Origin of the sequence: Pseudomonas sp. BN411 (assembly GCF_029871235.1) — a bacterium.
In the GTDB taxonomy this organism is placed as follows: Bacteria; Pseudomonadota; Gammaproteobacteria; order Pseudomonadales; family Pseudomonadaceae; genus Metapseudomonas.
Window position 1 is genome coordinate 120,635 of the sequence record NZ_SSOM01000055.1, and the last position, 15,575, is coordinate 136,209.

Annotated in this window: 12 protein-coding genes; 1 reads left to right on the forward strand and 11 read right to left on the reverse strand. The window is 63.1% G+C overall.

The window, feature by feature from the left end; translation table 11 throughout:
* Positions 1-126: 126 nt before the first annotated feature.
* From sthA to E8F06_RS08640, 11 genes are all read right to left on the reverse strand, one after another.
* Positions 127-1,521, reverse strand: coding sequence for a Si-specific NAD(P)(+) transhydrogenase (gene sthA, locus E8F06_RS08590; RefSeq protein ID WP_280366146.1), 1,395 nt, complete (start codon positions 1,519-1,521; stop codon positions 127-129).
* A gap of 150 nt (positions 1,522-1,671) precedes the next feature.
* Complete coding sequence (gene nqrM / locus E8F06_RS08595; RefSeq protein WP_280366148.1) at positions 1,672-1,899, reverse strand: (Na+)-NQR maturation NqrM; 228 nt, start codon at positions 1,897-1,899, stop codon at positions 1,672-1,674.
* Positions 1,900-1,901: 2 nt separating this feature from the next.
* Entirely contained in the window at positions 1,902-2,918 is a 1,017-nt protein-coding gene (locus E8F06_RS08600) for an FAD:protein FMN transferase (protein ID WP_280366150.1), read from the reverse strand.
* Positions 2,902-4,128: an NADH:ubiquinone reductase (Na(+)-transporting) subunit F gene (gene nqrF, locus E8F06_RS08605; RefSeq protein WP_280366152.1), complete on the reverse strand. Its 1,227-nt coding sequence runs from the start codon at positions 4,126-4,128 to the stop codon at positions 2,902-2,904. The genes E8F06_RS08600 and nqrF overlap by 17 nt, the downstream gene beginning before the upstream one ends.
* Positions 4,129-4,137: 9 nt before the next feature.
* Complete coding sequence (gene nqrE / locus E8F06_RS08610) at positions 4,138-4,746, reverse strand: NADH:ubiquinone reductase (Na(+)-transporting) subunit E (RefSeq protein ID WP_151133027.1); 609 nt, start codon at positions 4,744-4,746, stop codon at positions 4,138-4,140.
* Positions 4,746-5,420: an NADH:ubiquinone reductase (Na(+)-transporting) subunit D gene (locus E8F06_RS08615; RefSeq protein WP_280366154.1), complete on the reverse strand. Its 675-nt coding sequence runs from the start codon at positions 5,418-5,420 to the stop codon at positions 4,746-4,748. The genes nqrE and E8F06_RS08615 overlap by 1 nt, the downstream gene beginning before the upstream one ends.
* Entirely contained in the window at positions 5,417-6,205 is a 789-nt protein-coding gene (locus tag E8F06_RS08620; protein ID WP_280366155.1) for a Na(+)-translocating NADH-quinone reductase subunit C, read from the reverse strand. The genes E8F06_RS08615 and E8F06_RS08620 overlap by 4 nt, the downstream gene beginning before the upstream one ends.
* Entirely contained in the window at positions 6,198-7,409 is a 1,212-nt protein-coding gene (locus E8F06_RS08625; RefSeq protein WP_280366157.1) for an NADH:ubiquinone reductase (Na(+)-transporting) subunit B, read from the reverse strand. Before E8F06_RS08625 ends, E8F06_RS08620 begins: the two co-directional genes overlap by 8 nt.
* Before the next feature lies 1 nt (position 7,410).
* Positions 7,411-8,748 (reverse strand): Na(+)-translocating NADH-quinone reductase subunit A, encoded by a 1,338-nt coding sequence (locus tag E8F06_RS08630; protein WP_280366159.1) that lies wholly within the window; start codon positions 8,746-8,748, stop codon positions 7,411-7,413.
* A 276-nt stretch (positions 8,749-9,024) separates the two neighbouring features.
* On the reverse strand, positions 9,025-10,422 hold the full coding sequence (locus E8F06_RS08635) for an amino acid permease (RefSeq protein ID WP_280366161.1): 1,398 nt from the start codon (positions 10,420-10,422) through the stop codon (positions 9,025-9,027).
* A 93-nt stretch (positions 10,423-10,515) separates the two neighbouring features.
* Positions 10,516-11,982, reverse strand: a complete 1,467-nt coding sequence (locus tag E8F06_RS08640; protein ID WP_280366263.1) for a glyceraldehyde-3-phosphate dehydrogenase — start codon at positions 11,980-11,982, stop codon at positions 10,516-10,518.
* 136 nt (positions 11,983-12,118) lie between these two features.
* On the opposite strand from E8F06_RS08640, the gene mfd reads away from it, so the two are divergent.
* Complete coding sequence (mfd, locus tag E8F06_RS08645; RefSeq protein WP_280366265.1) at positions 12,119-15,559, forward strand: transcription-repair coupling factor; 3,441 nt, start codon at positions 12,119-12,121, stop codon at positions 15,557-15,559.
* Positions 15,560-15,575 lie beyond the last annotated feature (16 nt).

Sequence of the window (15,575 nt, forward strand, 5' to 3'; positions counted from 1 at the left end):
CCACAAGGGCCGGTTTTTCGTTCTGGGCGTCGCCTGATCAGAAGCTCTCCCGGTTCGGCCAGCGCCAGGTGCGCGGATCGTCGAGAGGATCCTCCCCGGCCGGTTCAGGCGCCCGGCCGGTGCCGCTCAAAAAAGCCGGTTGAGGCCGTCGAACGCCGCCACCCGATAGGCTTCCGCCATGGTCGGGTAGTTGAAGGTGGTGTTGACGAAGTACTTGATGGTATTCGCCTCGCCCTTCTGGTTCATGATCGCCTGGCCGATGTGCACGATCTCCGACGCCTGGTAGCCGAAGCAGTGGACGCCGAGGATTTCCAGGGTTTCGCGATGGAACAGGATCTTCAGCATGCCCACCGGCTCGTGGGAGATCTGCGCGCGAGCCATGCCCTTGAAGAAAGCCTTGCCCACTTCGTAGGGGATCTTCGCCTGGGTGAGTTCGCGCTCGTTCTTGCCGATGGAGCTGATCTCCGGAATGGTGTAGATGCCGGTCGGCACGTCGTCGACGAAGCGCCAGCTGTCATTCTCGACCGCGCTCCCGGCAGCCGAACGGCCCTGGTCGGCGGCGGCGCTGGCCAGGCTCGGCCAGCCGATCACGTCGCCAGCGGCGAAGATGTTGCTGACTTCGGTGCGGTAGTACTGGTCGACGTTGATTTGGCCACGGCTGTTGACCTTGATGCCGATGTTCTCCAGGCCCAGCTTGTCGGTGTTGCCGGTACGGCCGTTGCACCACAGCAGGCAGTCGGCCTTGATCTTCTTGCCGGACTTGAGGTGCAGGATCACCCCGTTCTCCAGGCCCTCGATGCGCTCGTACTCCTCGTTGTGGCGAATGAGCACGTTGTTGTTGCGCAGGTGATAGCTCAGGGCGTCGGAAATTTCGTCGTCGAGGAAGCTGAGCAGTTGGTCGCGGTTATCGATCAGGTCCACCAGCACGCCCAGGCCACTGAAGATGGAGGCGTATTCGGAACCGATCACACCGGCTCCGTAGATGATGATGCGGCGCGGCGTGTGGGTCAGGCTGAGGATGGTGTCGCTGTCGTAGATGCGCGGGTGGTGGAAGTCGACGTCCGCCGGGCGATAGGGACGCGAGCCGGTGGCGACGATGATCTGCTTGGCCACCAGCTTCTCCACTACGCCGCTGGTGCAAACCACTTCCACGGTCTGTTCGTCATGGAAGCTGGCGGTGCCGAAGAACACGTCGACGCGGTTACGCGCATAGAAGCCGGTACGCGAGGCCACCTGCTTGGAGATTACCCGCTCGGCGCTCTTCAGCACGTCGGGGAACGAGAACCAGCGCGGCTCGCCGATCTGGCGGAACAGCGGGTTGGTGTTGTACTGCATGATCTGCCGTACCGAGTGGCGCAGGGCCTTGGACGGGATGGTGCCGAGGTGGGTGCAGTTGCCGCCGACCAGCGGGCGGTTGTCCACCACCGCCACCTTGCGACCAGCCTTGGCGGCGTTCATTGCCGCGCCCTCACCCGCCGGGCCGGAACCCAGCACCACTACGTCGTAGTTGTAGACAGCCATGCTTACTCCTCATAACGGGCCGGGGCGCCCTCTGGCGCCCCCGGCAAGGTCCGCGGCGAACCACACCGCAGAATTCGGAACCTGTTTCGGCGATCCCGGGCGGGACCCTGAACTGGCGTGCAGCTTAGCCGAGCCGCTTGGCGCTGCACATTAGCGCTTGGTCGCGTCGTAGGCGAGCGCTGAATCCACTACATCGCCCTCGCGGCGCACTTCTTCGCATTTCTCACGATTACCACCACAGATCGAGCATTCCTTTTCGATGCCGAGGTTGGCGATACCCCCACAGGAGCCGGCGATCGGCTTGCGTCCCATGATCACGCCGATGGCCATGCCCAGCACTACCAGCAGCATGATCACGAACACCAGAACGAAGGTCATGCTCACTTCTCCTCTTGCTCGAACAGTTCGTGGAAGCGGCTGCTGCCACGACTCCTGAATCCATCACCTTCGCGCGTTACGAAGAGCGCGGCGATGCCGTGGCGTTCAGCAAAGGCCGCACCTTCCTCCGGCCCCAGCACCATCAGCAGGGTAGACAGGCCGTCCGCCCGCAGCGCCGACTCGTCCACCACAGTCACCGCCGCGAGGTTATGGCTGATCGGTGCCCCGGTCTTCGGGTCCAGCGTGTGGGAATAGCGCTTGCCATCCCTTACAAAGTAGTTGCGATAGTCGCCCGAGGTGGAAACGCCAAGCCCGTCCAGTCGAATGACCTGCTGCGCCACCTGGCGATCGTCGCGTGGCGCTTCGATGGCGATGCGCCAGGGCGCGCCATCCGGCTTGCGACCGATGGCCTTGAGTTCACCAGTGATCTCCACCAGGGCGCTGCTGACACCCAGTTCACCAAGCCTTGCCACCACGCGATCGACGGCATAGCCGGCGGCGATGCTGTTGAAGTCCAGCTGCACCGCCGCGTCCTTGCACAGTTCCGAATTTCGAATGAACAGGTGCTGCTGGCCGACATCGGCCTTCGCGGCGGCAATGGCTTCGGCGCTGGGCACCTGGTCGCCCCTCGACTGAGGACCGAAGCCCCAGAGATTGAGCAGCGGCTCCACCGTCATGTCGAAGGCGCCCGCGCTGTCCTTCGACAGTGCGCCCGCGAAGGAAACCAGTTCCAGCATCGAGGCAGGCAACGCCATGCAGCTACCCGCAGGCAGGGCATTGAAACGCTCCACTTCGGAGTCGGCACGGTAGGTGGACATCTGCTGATCGATCTCGGCCAGGATGCCCTCCACCTCGTTGCGCGCCTGCTCCACTGAGGGACCGGACGCGCTGCGCACATACTTCACCGAGTAACTGCTGCCCATGGTGGGGCCGCCGAACTGCTCCAGGCGGTCGCCGCATCCGGCCAGTAGCAAGCCGACCGAAAGCAGGAAGGCGATGCGCTTAGCCACCGAAGTCATCCAGCAGGATGTTTTCCCGCTCCACGCCAAGGTCGGTGAGCATCTTGATCACCGCAGCATTCATCATCGGCGGACCGCACATGTAGAACTCGCAATCCTCAGGGGCCGGGTGGTCCTTGAGGTAGTTCTCGTACAGGACGTTATGGATGAAGCCCTTCAGCCCCGTCCAATTGTCCTCCGGCTGCGGGTCGGACAGCGCCAGGTGCCACTGGAAGTTCGGGTTTTCGGCCGCCAGTTGGTCGTACTCCTCGGTATAGAAGGCTTCGCGCAGAGAACGCGCGCCATACCAGAAGCTGATCTTGCGCTTGGACCCCAAGCGCTTGAGCTGGTCGAAGATGTGCGAACGCATGGGTGCCATGCCCGCGCCACCACCAATGAAGACCATCTCCGCTTCAGTGTCCTTTGCGAAGAACTCGCCGAAGGGACCGTAAACGGTGACCTTGTCGCCCGGTTTGAGGCTGAACACCCATGACGACATCTGCCCTGGTGGCAGGTGGTCCTTGCCCGGCGGCGGCGAAGCAATGCGGATGTTGAATTTGACGATGCCCTTTTCGTCCGGGTAGTTGGCCATCGAATAGGCGCGGATCACCACCTCATCAACCTTGGACACGTACTTCCACTGGTTGAACCTGTCCCAGTCGCCCCGGTACTCGGGCTGGATGTCGAAGTCCTTGTAGGCCACCTGGTGAGGCGGGCACTCCAGCTGCACATAGCCACCGGCGCGGAAGTCCACGCTCTCCCCTTCTGGCAGGCGCAGGGTCAGTTCCTTGATGAAGGTGGCCACGTTGGGGTTGGACTCCACCGTGCACTCCCACTTCTTCACGCCGAAGACCTCTTCCGGCACTTCGATGTGCATGTCTTGCTTCACCGGGGTCTGGCAGGACAGGCGCCAGCCTTCCTTCGCCTGACGGCGGGTGAAGTGGGATTCCTCGGTGGGCAGCATCTCGCCGCCACCGCTTTCCACCACGCATTTGCATTGGGCACAGGTACCGCCGCCACCGCACGCAGAAGACAGGAAGACGTTATGGGATGCCAGGGTTTGCAGCAGCTTGCCGCCGGCCGGCACGGTGACGGTCCGCTCGCCGTTGATCACGATGTTCACGTCGCCGCTGGAAACCAGCTTGGCGCGGGCCGCCAGGATGATCACCACCAGCCCGAGGACGATGGCGGTGAACATGCCGATGGCAAGGAAGATTTCGAAACTCAGCATGTCCTTTCCTTAGAGCTGCACACCGGAGAACGACATGAAGCCGAGGGACATCAGGCCGATGGTGATGAAGGTGATACCGAGGCCCTGCAGGCCTTCGGGGACATCGCTGTATTTCAGCTTCTCGCGGATGCCCGCCAGCAGCGCAATCGCCAACGCCCAGGAGAAACCGGAGCCGATGCCGTAGACCACGCTTTCGCCGAGGTTGTAATCGCGCTCCACCATGAACAGCGAGCCGGCCATGATGGCGCAGTTCACCGTGATCAGCGGCAAGAACACGCCGAGGGCGTTGTAGAGCGAGGGTACGTATTTATCGAGCAGCATCTCGAGGATCTGCACGATGGCGGCGATCACCCCGATGTAGCTGAGCAGACCGAGGAATGACAGATCCACATCCGGCAAGCCGGCCCAGGCCAGGGCGCCGTCCTTGAGCAGCAGGCTGTACAGCAGGTTGTTGGCCGGCACGGTGATGGCCTGCACCACGATCACCGCGATACCCAGGCCGATGGCGGTTTCCACCTTCTTCGAGATAGCGATGAAGGTGCACATGCCGAGGAAGAAAGCCAGGGCCATGTTTTCGACGAACACGGCCTTCACGAACAGGCTGAGGTAATGCTCCATCAGTAGGCCTCCTTATTGGATACCTGGGGCGCGATCTTGTAGGCCGGCGCCTCTTTCTGCTCGGTCTTCCAGCTGCGCAGGGCCCAGATGATCAGGCCGATGAGGAAGAAGGCCGAGGGCGGCAGCAGGAGCAGGCCGTTGGGCTGGTACCAGCCGCCATCATTGATTACCGGCAGCACCTCGTAGCCCAGCAGCTTTCCGGCGCCGAACAGCTCGCGAACGATGCCGAGGACAATCAGCATGGCGCTATAGCCCAGGCCGTTGCCGATGCCATCGAAGAACGACAGGAGCGGCGGATTGGCCATGGCAAAGGCCTCCGCGCGGCCCATCACGATGCAGTTGGTGATGATCAGGCCGACGAACACCGAGAGCTGCTTGGACAGGCTGAAGGCATAGGCCTTGAGCACCTGGTCCACCACAATCACCAGCGACGCGATGATCACCATCTGCACGATCATGCGGATCGAGCTGGGGATCTGGCTGCGGATCATCGAGATGAACAGGTTGGAGAAGCCGGTCACCAGGGTCAGGGCGATGGACATCACCAGCGCGGTCTTCAGGTTGGAAGTGACCGCCAGGGCCGAACAGATGCCGAGGATCTGCAGGCCGATGGGGTTGTTGTGCAGGATCGGGTCCAGCAGGACCGACCGGATAGTGGGCTGCGCCATGCTCATGCTTCCCCGTCGTTCAGTTTGGCCAGGAAGGGACCGAAGCCGTTCTTGCCCAGCCAGAAATGCAGCAGGTTGTTGACGCCCTTGCTGGTCAGCGTCGCACCGGCAAGACCGTCGACCTGGTGACTGGCGTTCGGCGACTGCGCGTCGACACTGCCCTTGATGATCTGGATCGCCAGTTGGCCCTGCTCATCGAACAGGTTCTTGCCATTCCACAGCGCCTTCCATTTCGGGTTGTCCACTTCACCACCGAGCCCCGGAGTTTCGCCGTGCTGGTAGAAGCCAAGACCGACCACGGTATTGAGGTCGCCCTTGAGTGCGAGGAACCCGTAGAGGGTCGACCACAGCCCATAACCTCGCACCGGCAGGATCAGGGTCTGCAGCTTGCCCTCCTGCTCCACCAGGTACACGGTGGAGAATCGCTCGCGGCGCTTGATGGAAGCGATGTCCTGCTCGGCCGACAAGGCATCCGACAGCTCCGGGTCCTTGGCGGCTTTCAGCGGATCGAAGCCGGCAGCCTGGATGGCATCGCTGAATTCGCCGGTGGAGAGGTCCACCACCTTCGCACTGATGCGCTCGGCATAGAGCTTCTTCACCTCGTCGGCGGACATGCCCGGTTCGCCCAGACCGGCGATAGCGAGGATGCTGCGCTGCTTGTCCAGCTCGCGGTTTTCCACTTGAACCGGCTTCAGCGCCACGGCGCCACCCGCCACGAACACGGAGCACACCAGGCAGACCACCAGGGCCACCATCAAGGTGCGGAGAGTGGATTCTTTCTGGTTAGCCATTGCGAGCCAGCCTCCGCTTGATATTGGCCTGGACGACGAAATGGTCGATCAACGGCGCGAACAGGTTGGCGAAGAGGATCGCCAGCATCATGCCTTCCGGGAAGGCCGGGTTGACCACGCGGATCAACACCACCATCAGGCCGATCAGCGTGCCGAACAGCCATTTGCCGGTGTTGGTCATGGACGCGGACACCGGGTCGGTGGCCATGAACATCATGCCGAACGCGAAGCCACCCAGGACCAGGTGCCAGTACCAGGGCATGGCAAACATCGGGTTGGTGTCCGAACCGATGGTGTTGAACAGCCAACTGGTGGCGATCATCCCCAGCATCACGCCGGCGACGATGCGCCAGGCTGCGATACGGGTGACCAGCAGCACGCCGCCGCCGATCAGGATGGCCAGCGTGCTGGTTTCGCCGATGGAGCCCTGGATAGTGCCCAGGAATGCATCCATCCAGCTGATGCCGTGGCCGACGATGTTCTCGACGCCGCCTGCAGCACCCAGGCTCAGGGAGGTGGCGCCGGCGAAACCGTCCACCGCCGTCCACACCTCGTCCCCGGAAATCTGCGCGGGATAGGCGAAGAAGAGGAAGGCGCGGCCGGCCAGGGCCGGGTTGAGGAAGTTCTTGCCGGTGCCGCCGAAGACTTCCTTGCCCAGCACCACGCCGAAGCTGATGCCCAGCGCCACCTGCCAGAGAGGGATGCTCGGCGGCAGCGTCAGGGCGAAGAGCACGGAGGTGACGAAGAAGCCTTCGTTCACTTCATGGCGGCGAATGGAAGCGAAAAGCACTTCCCAGAAGCCACCAACGATGAAGGTCACGGCGTAGATGGGCAGGAACCAGGCAGCGCCCTGGATAAAGTTGTCCCACAGGCTGTTCGGGTCGAAACCAGCCAGCGAACCGATCAACGCGAAGCGCCAGCCTTCCTGGGCCACCAGCAGCTCAGGGCTTTGCGCGAATACCAGGTTGGCCTGGTAGCCGACGTTCCACATGCCGAAGAACATCGCCGGGAAGGTGCAGAGCCAGACGGTGATCATCATGCGCTTGAGGTCGATACCGTCGCGCACATGGGCCGTGGTGCGGGTCACGTTGGCGGGGCGATAGAAAAAGGTATCTACCGCCTCGTACAGCGCGTACCACTTTTCATAGCGACCGCCCTGCTCGAAGTTGTGCTCGATGCGGTCGAGGAATTTTCTAAGGCCCATCTCAGCCCTCCTTCTCGATACGGCTGAGGTTGTCCCGCAGGATCGGGCCGTACTCGTACTTGCCGGCACAGACGTAGCTGCACAGGGCCAGGTCTTCTTCGTCCAGCTCCAGGCAGCCGAGCTTCTGGGCCATTTCGGTATCGCCGACGATCAGGTAGCGCAGCAACTGCGTGGGCAGGATGTCCAGGGGCATCACCGACTCGTAGTTGCCAACCGGCACCATGGCGCGCGGGCTGCCGTTGGTGGTGGTGCTGAAGGCGAACTTGCGGCCGCCCAGCAATTTGGAAACGAAGATGTTCAGCACCGAGTGCTTGTCCATCCCGGCGCGCAGGTAGTGCAGCAGCTCGCGGTCATTACCTTCGCGCAGGCAGGAAACCTGCAGGTGATAACGGCCGAGGTAGGCGCAAGCGCCGCGAGAGGTGCGACCGCCCAGCAGCGAGCCGGACACCACGCGGTTGGCACCGGGCTGCAGTTCGCCAGCGGTCAGCTCTTCCAGGCTGGCACCGAGGCGGGTGCGCACCAGGCGCGGCTTCTCCACCACGGGCCCCGCCAGCGACACCACTCGCTCCACCCAGAGGCGGCCAGTAGTGAACAGCTTGCCGATGGCAAGCACATCCTGATAGCCGATGTGCCAGACACTCTTGCTGGCACTCACCGGATCGAGGAAGTGGATGTGGGTGCCGGGCAGGCCTGCCGGATGCGGCCCGGCGAAGGATTCGCTGCGAACCTGGGCCAGGCCTTCGCCCGGCAACACGGCACCTTCGGCCTTGCAGAGGAATACGCGGGCCAGGCGGGCGAGCACCTTGAGGCCGTGCTCGAAGTCGGCGGAATGCTCGGCGATCACCAGGGCGGGATCGGCAGCCAGCGGATGGGTGTCCATGGCCGTGACGAAGATGGAACTCGGCGTGGCGTCGATGGCCGGTACTTGGCTGAACGGTCGAGTGCGCAGCGCAGTCCAGAGGCCGGAGCGGATCAGGTTGTCACGCACTTGCTCGGGGCCGAGCTGATCGAGCTGCCCGGCGGCGTACTGCTCGAAGAGGACTTCGTCCTCGCCGTCGAGGTCGATCACCACCGACTGCAGCACGCGCTGCTCGCCGCGATGAATGGCACTGATCACACCGGCACCTGGCGCGGTGTAGATGACACCGGGGGTTTTCTTGTCGGAGAACAGTGGCTGGCCGAGTTTGACCCGGTCCCCCACCTGGACGTCCATGGTCGGCTTCATGCCGTGATAGTCGAAGCCGATGACGGCGACGCTGCGAACCGGGCGCCCTGCCCCGATTCGCTGGACGGGCTCACCTGCCACCGGCAGGTCCAGCCCTCGCTTGATTCTGATCATAGGTTTCGCCTGAAACAGAAGTGCTTCCCGGCCCAGCCCACTGGCCAAAAGACCAGCATCGCGCCAGGCAAGACCTGGCACGAACGTGCTGAATTCCGAACGATTAAGGGGCGGATTATAGAGAGCGCACTCCGCCCGCGCCAACCAAAGGCTTTCTTTTCAGGGACTTAGGAAATATCAGGCAACAAGGCGTCCGCTTCTGAACGAAGGGTCATCCCTTGCGCCCCAATGAAAAACGGGAGCCAGAGGCTCCCGTTATCTTGTCCGCAATGGGCTTCAGTGGGCGGTCGCGCGTGCCGCGGAACGCTTGAAGTAGTAGCAGACGCCGATCAGGGCCAGCCAGAAGGGAATGGCATAGACCGAAACGTTGATGCCCGGAATCATCAGCATCACGCCGAGGATCAGCGCCACGAACGCCAGGCACAGGTAATTGCCAAGCGGGTACCAGAGCGCCTTGAAGGAGGGCTCGATACCTTGGGCAACCATGCTCTTGCGGAACTTCAGGTGGGACAGACTGATCATCGCCCAGTTGATCACCAGGGCCGCTACCACCAGCGCCATCAGCAGTTCCAGGGCCTTCTGCGGCGCAAGGTAGTTCACGACCACGCAGAGGAAGGTGATCAGTGCGGAGAGGCCAATGGCAAGTACCGGCACGCCACGGTCATCCACCTTCATCAGCGCCCTGGGCGCATCGCCCTGCTCGGCCAGACCGTAGAGCATGCGACTGTTGGCATAGACACCGCTGTTGTAGACCGACAGGGCTGCGGTCAATACCACGAAGTTCAGGATATGGGCCGCAGCATCGCTGCCGATCAGCGAGAAAATCTGCACGAAGGGGCTGCCGCTGTAGGGATCGCCCGCAGCGTTCAGGGTCTCCAGCAGCCTGTCCCAGGGATAGAGCATCAGCAGCACACTGAGGGCGCCAATGTAGAAAATCAGGATGCGGTAGATGACCTGGTTGACGGCCTTGGGAATCACCTTCTTCGGCTCGCTGGCTTCGGCAGCAGTAATGCCGATCAACTCCAGGCCACCGAAGGAGAACATGATGATGGCCAACACCATCACCAGGCCTTCCAGGCCGTTGGGGAAGAAGCCGCCATGGCTCCAGAGGTTGCTCACCGCCGCCTGCTCGCCGCCCGTGCCGCTGACCAGCAGGTAGATACCCAGGATGATCATGCCGATGATGGCCACCACCTTGATCAGGGCGAACCAGAATTCCGCCTCACCGAAGACCTTCACGTTGGCCAGGTTGATCAGGTTGATCAGCACGAAAAACACCGCCGCCGATACCCAGGTGGGAACCTCCGGCCACCAGAACTGGATGTACTTGCCCACGGCTGTCAGCTCGGCCATGCCCACCAGGACGTACAGCACCCAGTAGTTCCAGCCGGAGAGGAAGCCCGCATAACCGCCCCAGTACTTGTGGGCGAAGTGGCTGAAGGAGCCGGCCACAGGTTCTTCGACGATCATCTCGCCGAGCTGACGCATGATCAGGAATGCGAAGAAGCCGGCAATGGCGTAGCCGAGAATCATCGACGGTCCCGCCGACTTGAGCACCCCGGCCGAGCCCAGGAACAGGCCGGTACCGATGGCGCCGCCCAGCGCGATTAGCTGGATGTGGCGGTTTTTCAGGCCCCTTTTGAGCGGCCCCTGGTGAAGGTGATGTCCTTCCATCTGGGTAATCCCCAAGCGATTCTTGTTATCCGATTACAGACGCAAAAATGAAAAACGGGAGCCCGAGAGCTCCCGTTTTTCACAGATCACAACTTACTGAGGGAAGGACGGCGGATTCACGCCTGCCATGTCTTCCATCACGCGCACTACCTGGCAGCTGTAACCGAACTCGTTGTCGTACCAGACGTACAGCACAACGCGGTTGTCGTTGCAGATGGTGGCTTCAGCATCGACCACACCGGCGTGGCGGGAACCGACGAAGTCGGAGGACACCACTTCCTGGGAGGAGACGTAATCGATCTGCTTGTGCAGATCCGAATGCATGGCCGCCTGGCGCAGGTATTCGTTGATCTCGTCGCGGCTGGTGGCCTTCTCCAGGTTCAGGTTCAGGATCGCCATGGAGACGTTCGGAGTCGGAACGCGGATGGCGTTGCCGGTCAGCTTGCCCTTCAGCACCGGCAGGGCCTTGGCGGCGGCGGTGGCGGCACCGGTCTCGGTGATCACCATGTTCAGCGGAGCGCTACGACCGCGACGGCTGCCCTTGTGGAAGTTGTCGATCAGGTTCTGGTCGTTGGTGTACGAGTGAACGGTTTCGACGTGGCCGTTGACGATGCCGAACTGGTCATTGACCGCCTTCAGCACCGGCACGATGGCGTTGGTGGTGCAGGAAGCGGCGGAGACGATCTTGTCGTCGGCAGTGATGTCGCCGTGGTTGATGCCGTGAACGATGTTCTTCAGAGCACCCTTGCCCGGAGCGGTCAGGACGACGCGGTCGATACCCGGGCACTTCAGGTGCTGGGCCAGGCCGTCGGCGTCACGCCATTTGCCGGTGTTGTCGACCAGCAGGGCGTTCTTGATGCCGTAGGCGGTGTAGTCGATCGAGGCGGGATCGTTGGAGTAGATCACCTGGATCAGGTTGCCGTTGGCGGTCAGGGTGTTGTTTTCTTCGTCGATGACGATGGTGCCGTCGAACGGACCGTGTACGGAGTCACGGCGCAGCAGGCTGGCACGCTTGACCAGGTCGTTCTCGGCACCCTTGCGGACGACGATGGCGCGCAGGCGCAGGCCGTCGCCACCACCGGTCTTCTCGATCAGGATGCGCGCCAGCAGGCGGCCGATGCGGCCGAAGCCGTACAGGACGACGTCGGTGCCTTCGCGGGCAGCGCCGTTCTGCTTGCCAACCACGTCGGCCAGCTCGTCCTTGGTGAACTGCTCGATGCTGCGGCCATTACCTTCGGCCTTGAACTTGGCAACCATCTTGCCCAGGTCCACGGAAGCGGCGCCCAGCTTGAGCTCGCTCATGGCCTTGAGGATCGGGAAGGTTTCGTGAACCGACAGCTCGGCTTCATCCGCGAGGCGGTGACGAGCAAAGCGGTGGGCCTTGAGGATGGCGATCACGGAGCGGTTGATCAGGCCACGGCCATAGATCGAAGTCACAACATTGTTGTTGCGATACAGCTGGCCAATCATCGGAATCATGGCTTCCGCGAGGGCTTCACGATCGATCCATTCACCGAGACACTGGTCGGGCTTCTGAGTCACGGGCAGTACCTTCCACATGTAGGGGATGAAAAAAGGGGCTACATTATGACGGCGCACGCAGGCGCCGGCAATCAGCAGCGGGCCCAACACTGACATCCGCTAGTCGGGATAGTTACAATCCGCCGATCTTTTTCCGACCGGAGCCACCTTGCCCGTGTCCGTACTGCGCCTTCCGCCTCTTCCCTCCGCCGCCGGCAAGCAGCATTGGGGCAATCTGCCCGGTGCCGCCCTGAGCCTGGCCATTGCCGAAGCCGCCAGCGCCGGCAAGCGGTTCACCCTGCTGCTGACCGCCGACAGTCAGACTGCCGAGCGCCTGGAGCAGGAACTGGGTTTCTTCGCCCCGGACCTGGACGTCCTGCACTTCCCCGACTGGGAAACCCTGCCCTACGACCTGTTCTCGCCGCACCAGGACATCATTTCCCAGCGCGTCGACACCCTTTACCGGCTGCCCGAGGTCAAGCGCGGCGTGCTGGTGGTGCCCATCACCACCGCCCTGCACCGACTGGCGCCCACACGTTTCCTGCTGGGTTCCAGCCTGGTGCTGGACGTCGGCCAGAAGCTTGATGTGGAGCAGATGCGACTGCGCTTCGAAGCTGCCGGCTACCGTTGCGTGGACACGGTGTACGAACACGGCGAGTTCGCCGTTCGCGGCGCCCTGATCGACCTGTTCCCCATGGGCAGCGACCTGCCCTATCGCATCGACCTGTTCGATGACGAGATCGAAACTCTGCGAACCTTCGACCCGGAAACCCAACGCTCGGTGGACAAGGTGGAGTCCATCCGCCTGCTACCAGCCCGCGAGTTCCCGCTGGACAAGAAGGCCGTCACCGATTTCCGTGGTCGCTTCCGCGAGCGCTTCGACGTCGACTTCCGCCGCTGCCCCATCTACCAGGATCTGGCCAGCGGTATCACGCCAGCGGGCATCGAGTACTACCTGCCGCTGTTCTTCGAAGAGTCGGCGACCCTGTTCGACTATCTGCCGGCGGACACCCAGGTGTTCTCCCTGCCTGGCATCGAGCAGGCCGCCGAGCAGTTCTGGACTGACGTCCGCAGCCGCTACGAGGAACGCCGCGTCGACCCGGAACGCCCGCTGGTGCCGCCCGCCGAACTGTTCCTCCCGGTGGAAGACTGCTTCGCCCGCCTGAAAGGCTCGCCCCGCCTGGTACTGAGCCAGGAAGACGTCGAGCCGGGCGTCGGCCGCGAACGCTTCTCCGCCCGCGCCCTGCCCGACCTTGCGATCCAGGCCAAGGCCAGCGAACCGCTGGCAGCCTTGCGCCGCTTCATCGAAGAATTCCCCGGACGGGTGCTGTTCAGCGCCGAGTCCGCCGGTCGCCGTGAAGTGCTGCTGGAAATGCTCGCACGCCTGAAGCTGCGTCCGCAGGAAGTGGACGGCTGGCCGGACTTCGTCACCAGCTCCGAGCGCCTGGCCATCACCATCGCGCCACTGGATGAGGGCCTGTTGCTGGACGACCCGGGCCTGGCGCTGATCGCCGAAAGCCCGCTGTTCGGCCAACGCGTGATGCAGCGTCGCCGCCGCGAACGCCGTAGCGACGCTGGCGACAACGTGATCAAGAACCTCGCCGAGCTGCGCGAAGGCGCGCCCGTGGTGCACATCGACCATGGCGTTGGCCGCTACCTGGGCCTGATCACCCTGGAAATCGACGGCCAGGCCGCCGAATTCCTCGCCCTGCAGTACGCCGAGGAAGCCAAGCTCTACGTGCCGGTGGCCAGCCTGCACCTGATCGCCCGCTACACCGGCAGCGACGACGCCCTGGCGCCCTTGCATCGCCTGGGCTCGGAAGCCTGGCAGAAGGCCAAGCGCAAGGCCGCCGAACAGGTCCGCGACGTGGCCGCCGAGCTTCTGGACATCTACGCCCGCCGCGCCGCCCGCGAAGGCTACGCCTTCAAGGATCCGAAGGCCGACTACGCCACCTTCTCCGCCGGCTTCCCCTTCGAAGAAACCCCGGACCAGCAAGCCGCCATCGAAGCCGTGCTGGCCGACATGCTCGCGCCCAAACCCATGGATCGCCTGGTGTGCGGCGACGTTGGCTTCGGCAAGACCGAAGTCGCCATGCGCGCCGCCTTCGTCGCGGTACACAGCGGCAGGCAGGTCGCCGTACTGGTGCCCACCACCCTCCTCGCCCAGCAGCACTACAACAGCTTCCGCGATCGCTTCGCCGACTGGCCGGTAACCGTGGAAGTGATGAGCCGCTTCAAGTCGGCCAAGGAAGTGGAAGGCGCGGCGCAGCAACTGTCCGAAGGCAAGATCGACATCATCATCGGCACCCACAAGCTGCTGCAGGATGACGTGCGCTTCAAGAACCTGGGCCTTGCCATCATCGACGAAGAACACCGCTTCGGCGTGCGCCAGAAGGAACAGCTGAAGTCCCTGCGCAGCGAGGTGGATATCCTCACCCTCACCGCCACGCCCATTCCGCGAACGCTGAACATGGCCGTGGCCGGCATGCGCGACCTGTCCATCATTGCCACGCCGCCGGCGCGCCGGCTGTCGGTACGCACCTTTGTGATGGAGCGGCAGAAAACCGCGATCAAGGAAGCGCTGCTCCGCGAGCTGCTGCGCGGTGGCCAGGTCTACTACCTGCACAACGAGGTGGCGACCATCGAGAAATGCGCCGCCGAGCTGGCCGAACTGGTGCCTGAGGCGCGCATCGCCGTCGGCCACGGCCAGATGCGCGAACGCGAACTCGAACAGGTGATGAGCGACTTCTACCACAAGCGCTTCAACGTGCTGGTGGCCTCGACCATCATCGAAACCGGCATCGACGTGCCCAGTGCCAACACCATCGTCATCGAACGTGCCGACAAGTTCGGCCTGGCCCAGCTTCACCAGCTGCGCGGTCGCGTCGGCCGCAGCCACCACCAGGCCTACGCCTACCTGCTGACGCCGCCACGCAAGCAGATGACCCCGGACGCCGAGAAGCGCCTGGAAGCCATCGCCAACGCCCAGGACCTGGGCGCCGGTTTCGTGCTGGCCACCCATGACCTGGAAATCCGTGGCGCCGGCGAACTCCTCGGCGACGGCCAGAGCGGCCAGATCCAGGCCGTCGGCTTTACCCTCTACATGGAAATGCTTGAGCGCGCGGTGAAGGCAATCCGCAAGGGCGAACAGCCCAACCTGGAACAACCCCTGGGCGGCGGACCGGAAATCAACCTGCGGGTTCCGGCGCTGATCCCCGAGGATTACCTGCCCGACGTCCACGCGCGCCTGATCCTGTACAAGCGCATCGCCTCGGCTGCGGACGAAGACGGCCTGAAGGAACTGCAGGTGGAGATGATCGACCGCTTCGGCCTGCTGCCCGAACCCAGCAAGCACCTGGTGCGTCTGACACTCCTCAAGCTGCAGGCGGAGAAGCTCGGCATCAAGAAAGTCGATGCCGGCCCGCAAGGTGGCCGCATCGAGTTCGCCGCCGACACCTGCGTCGACCCACTGGTACTGATCAAGCTGATCCAGGGCCAGCCCAAGCGCTACAAGTTCGAAGGCGCCACCCTGTTCAAATTCCAGGTGCCCATGGAGCGCCCGGAAGAACGCTTCAACACCCTCGAAGCCCTGTTCGAACGCCTGACCCCGCAGTAGTCTGCGGAATGATTGC

What these genes read in the sequence shown, in the direction of transcription:
- sthA (WP_280366146.1), bottom strand. Translation starts at nt 1,521, where the DNA reads ATGGCTGTCTACAACTACGACGTAGTGGTGCTGGGTTCCGGCCCGGCG.
- nqrM (WP_280366148.1), bottom strand. Translation starts at nt 1,899, where the DNA reads ATGACCTTCGTTCTGGTGTTCGTGATCATGCTGCTGGTAGTGCTGGGC.
- E8F06_RS08600 (WP_280366150.1), bottom strand. Translation starts at nt 2,918, where the DNA reads ATGACTTCGGTGGCTAAGCGCATCGCCTTCCTGCTTTCGGTCGGCTTG.
- nqrF (WP_280366152.1), bottom strand. Translation starts at nt 4,128, where the DNA reads ATGCTGAGTTTCGAAATCTTCCTTGCCATCGGCATGTTCACCGCCATC.
- nqrE (WP_151133027.1), bottom strand. Translation starts at nt 4,746, where the DNA reads ATGGAGCATTACCTCAGCCTGTTCGTGAAGGCCGTGTTCGTCGAAAAC.
- E8F06_RS08615 (WP_280366154.1), bottom strand. Translation starts at nt 5,420, where the DNA reads ATGAGCATGGCGCAGCCCACTATCCGGTCGGTCCTGCTGGACCCGATC.
- E8F06_RS08620 (WP_280366155.1), bottom strand. Translation starts at nt 6,205, where the DNA reads ATGGCTAACCAGAAAGAATCCACTCTCCGCACCTTGATGGTGGCCCTG.
- E8F06_RS08625 (WP_280366157.1), bottom strand. Translation starts at nt 7,409, where the DNA reads ATGGGCCTTAGAAAATTCCTCGACCGCATCGAGCACAACTTCGAGCAG.
- E8F06_RS08630 (WP_280366159.1), bottom strand. Translation starts at nt 8,748, where the DNA reads ATGATCAGAATCAAGCGAGGGCTGGACCTGCCGGTGGCAGGTGAGCCC.
- E8F06_RS08635 (WP_280366161.1), bottom strand. Translation starts at nt 10,422, where the DNA reads ATGGAAGGACATCACCTTCACCAGGGGCCGCTCAAAAGGGGCCTGAAA.
- E8F06_RS08640 (WP_280366263.1), bottom strand. Translation starts at nt 11,982, where the DNA reads ATGTGGAAGGTACTGCCCGTGACTCAGAAGCCCGACCAGTGTCTCGGT.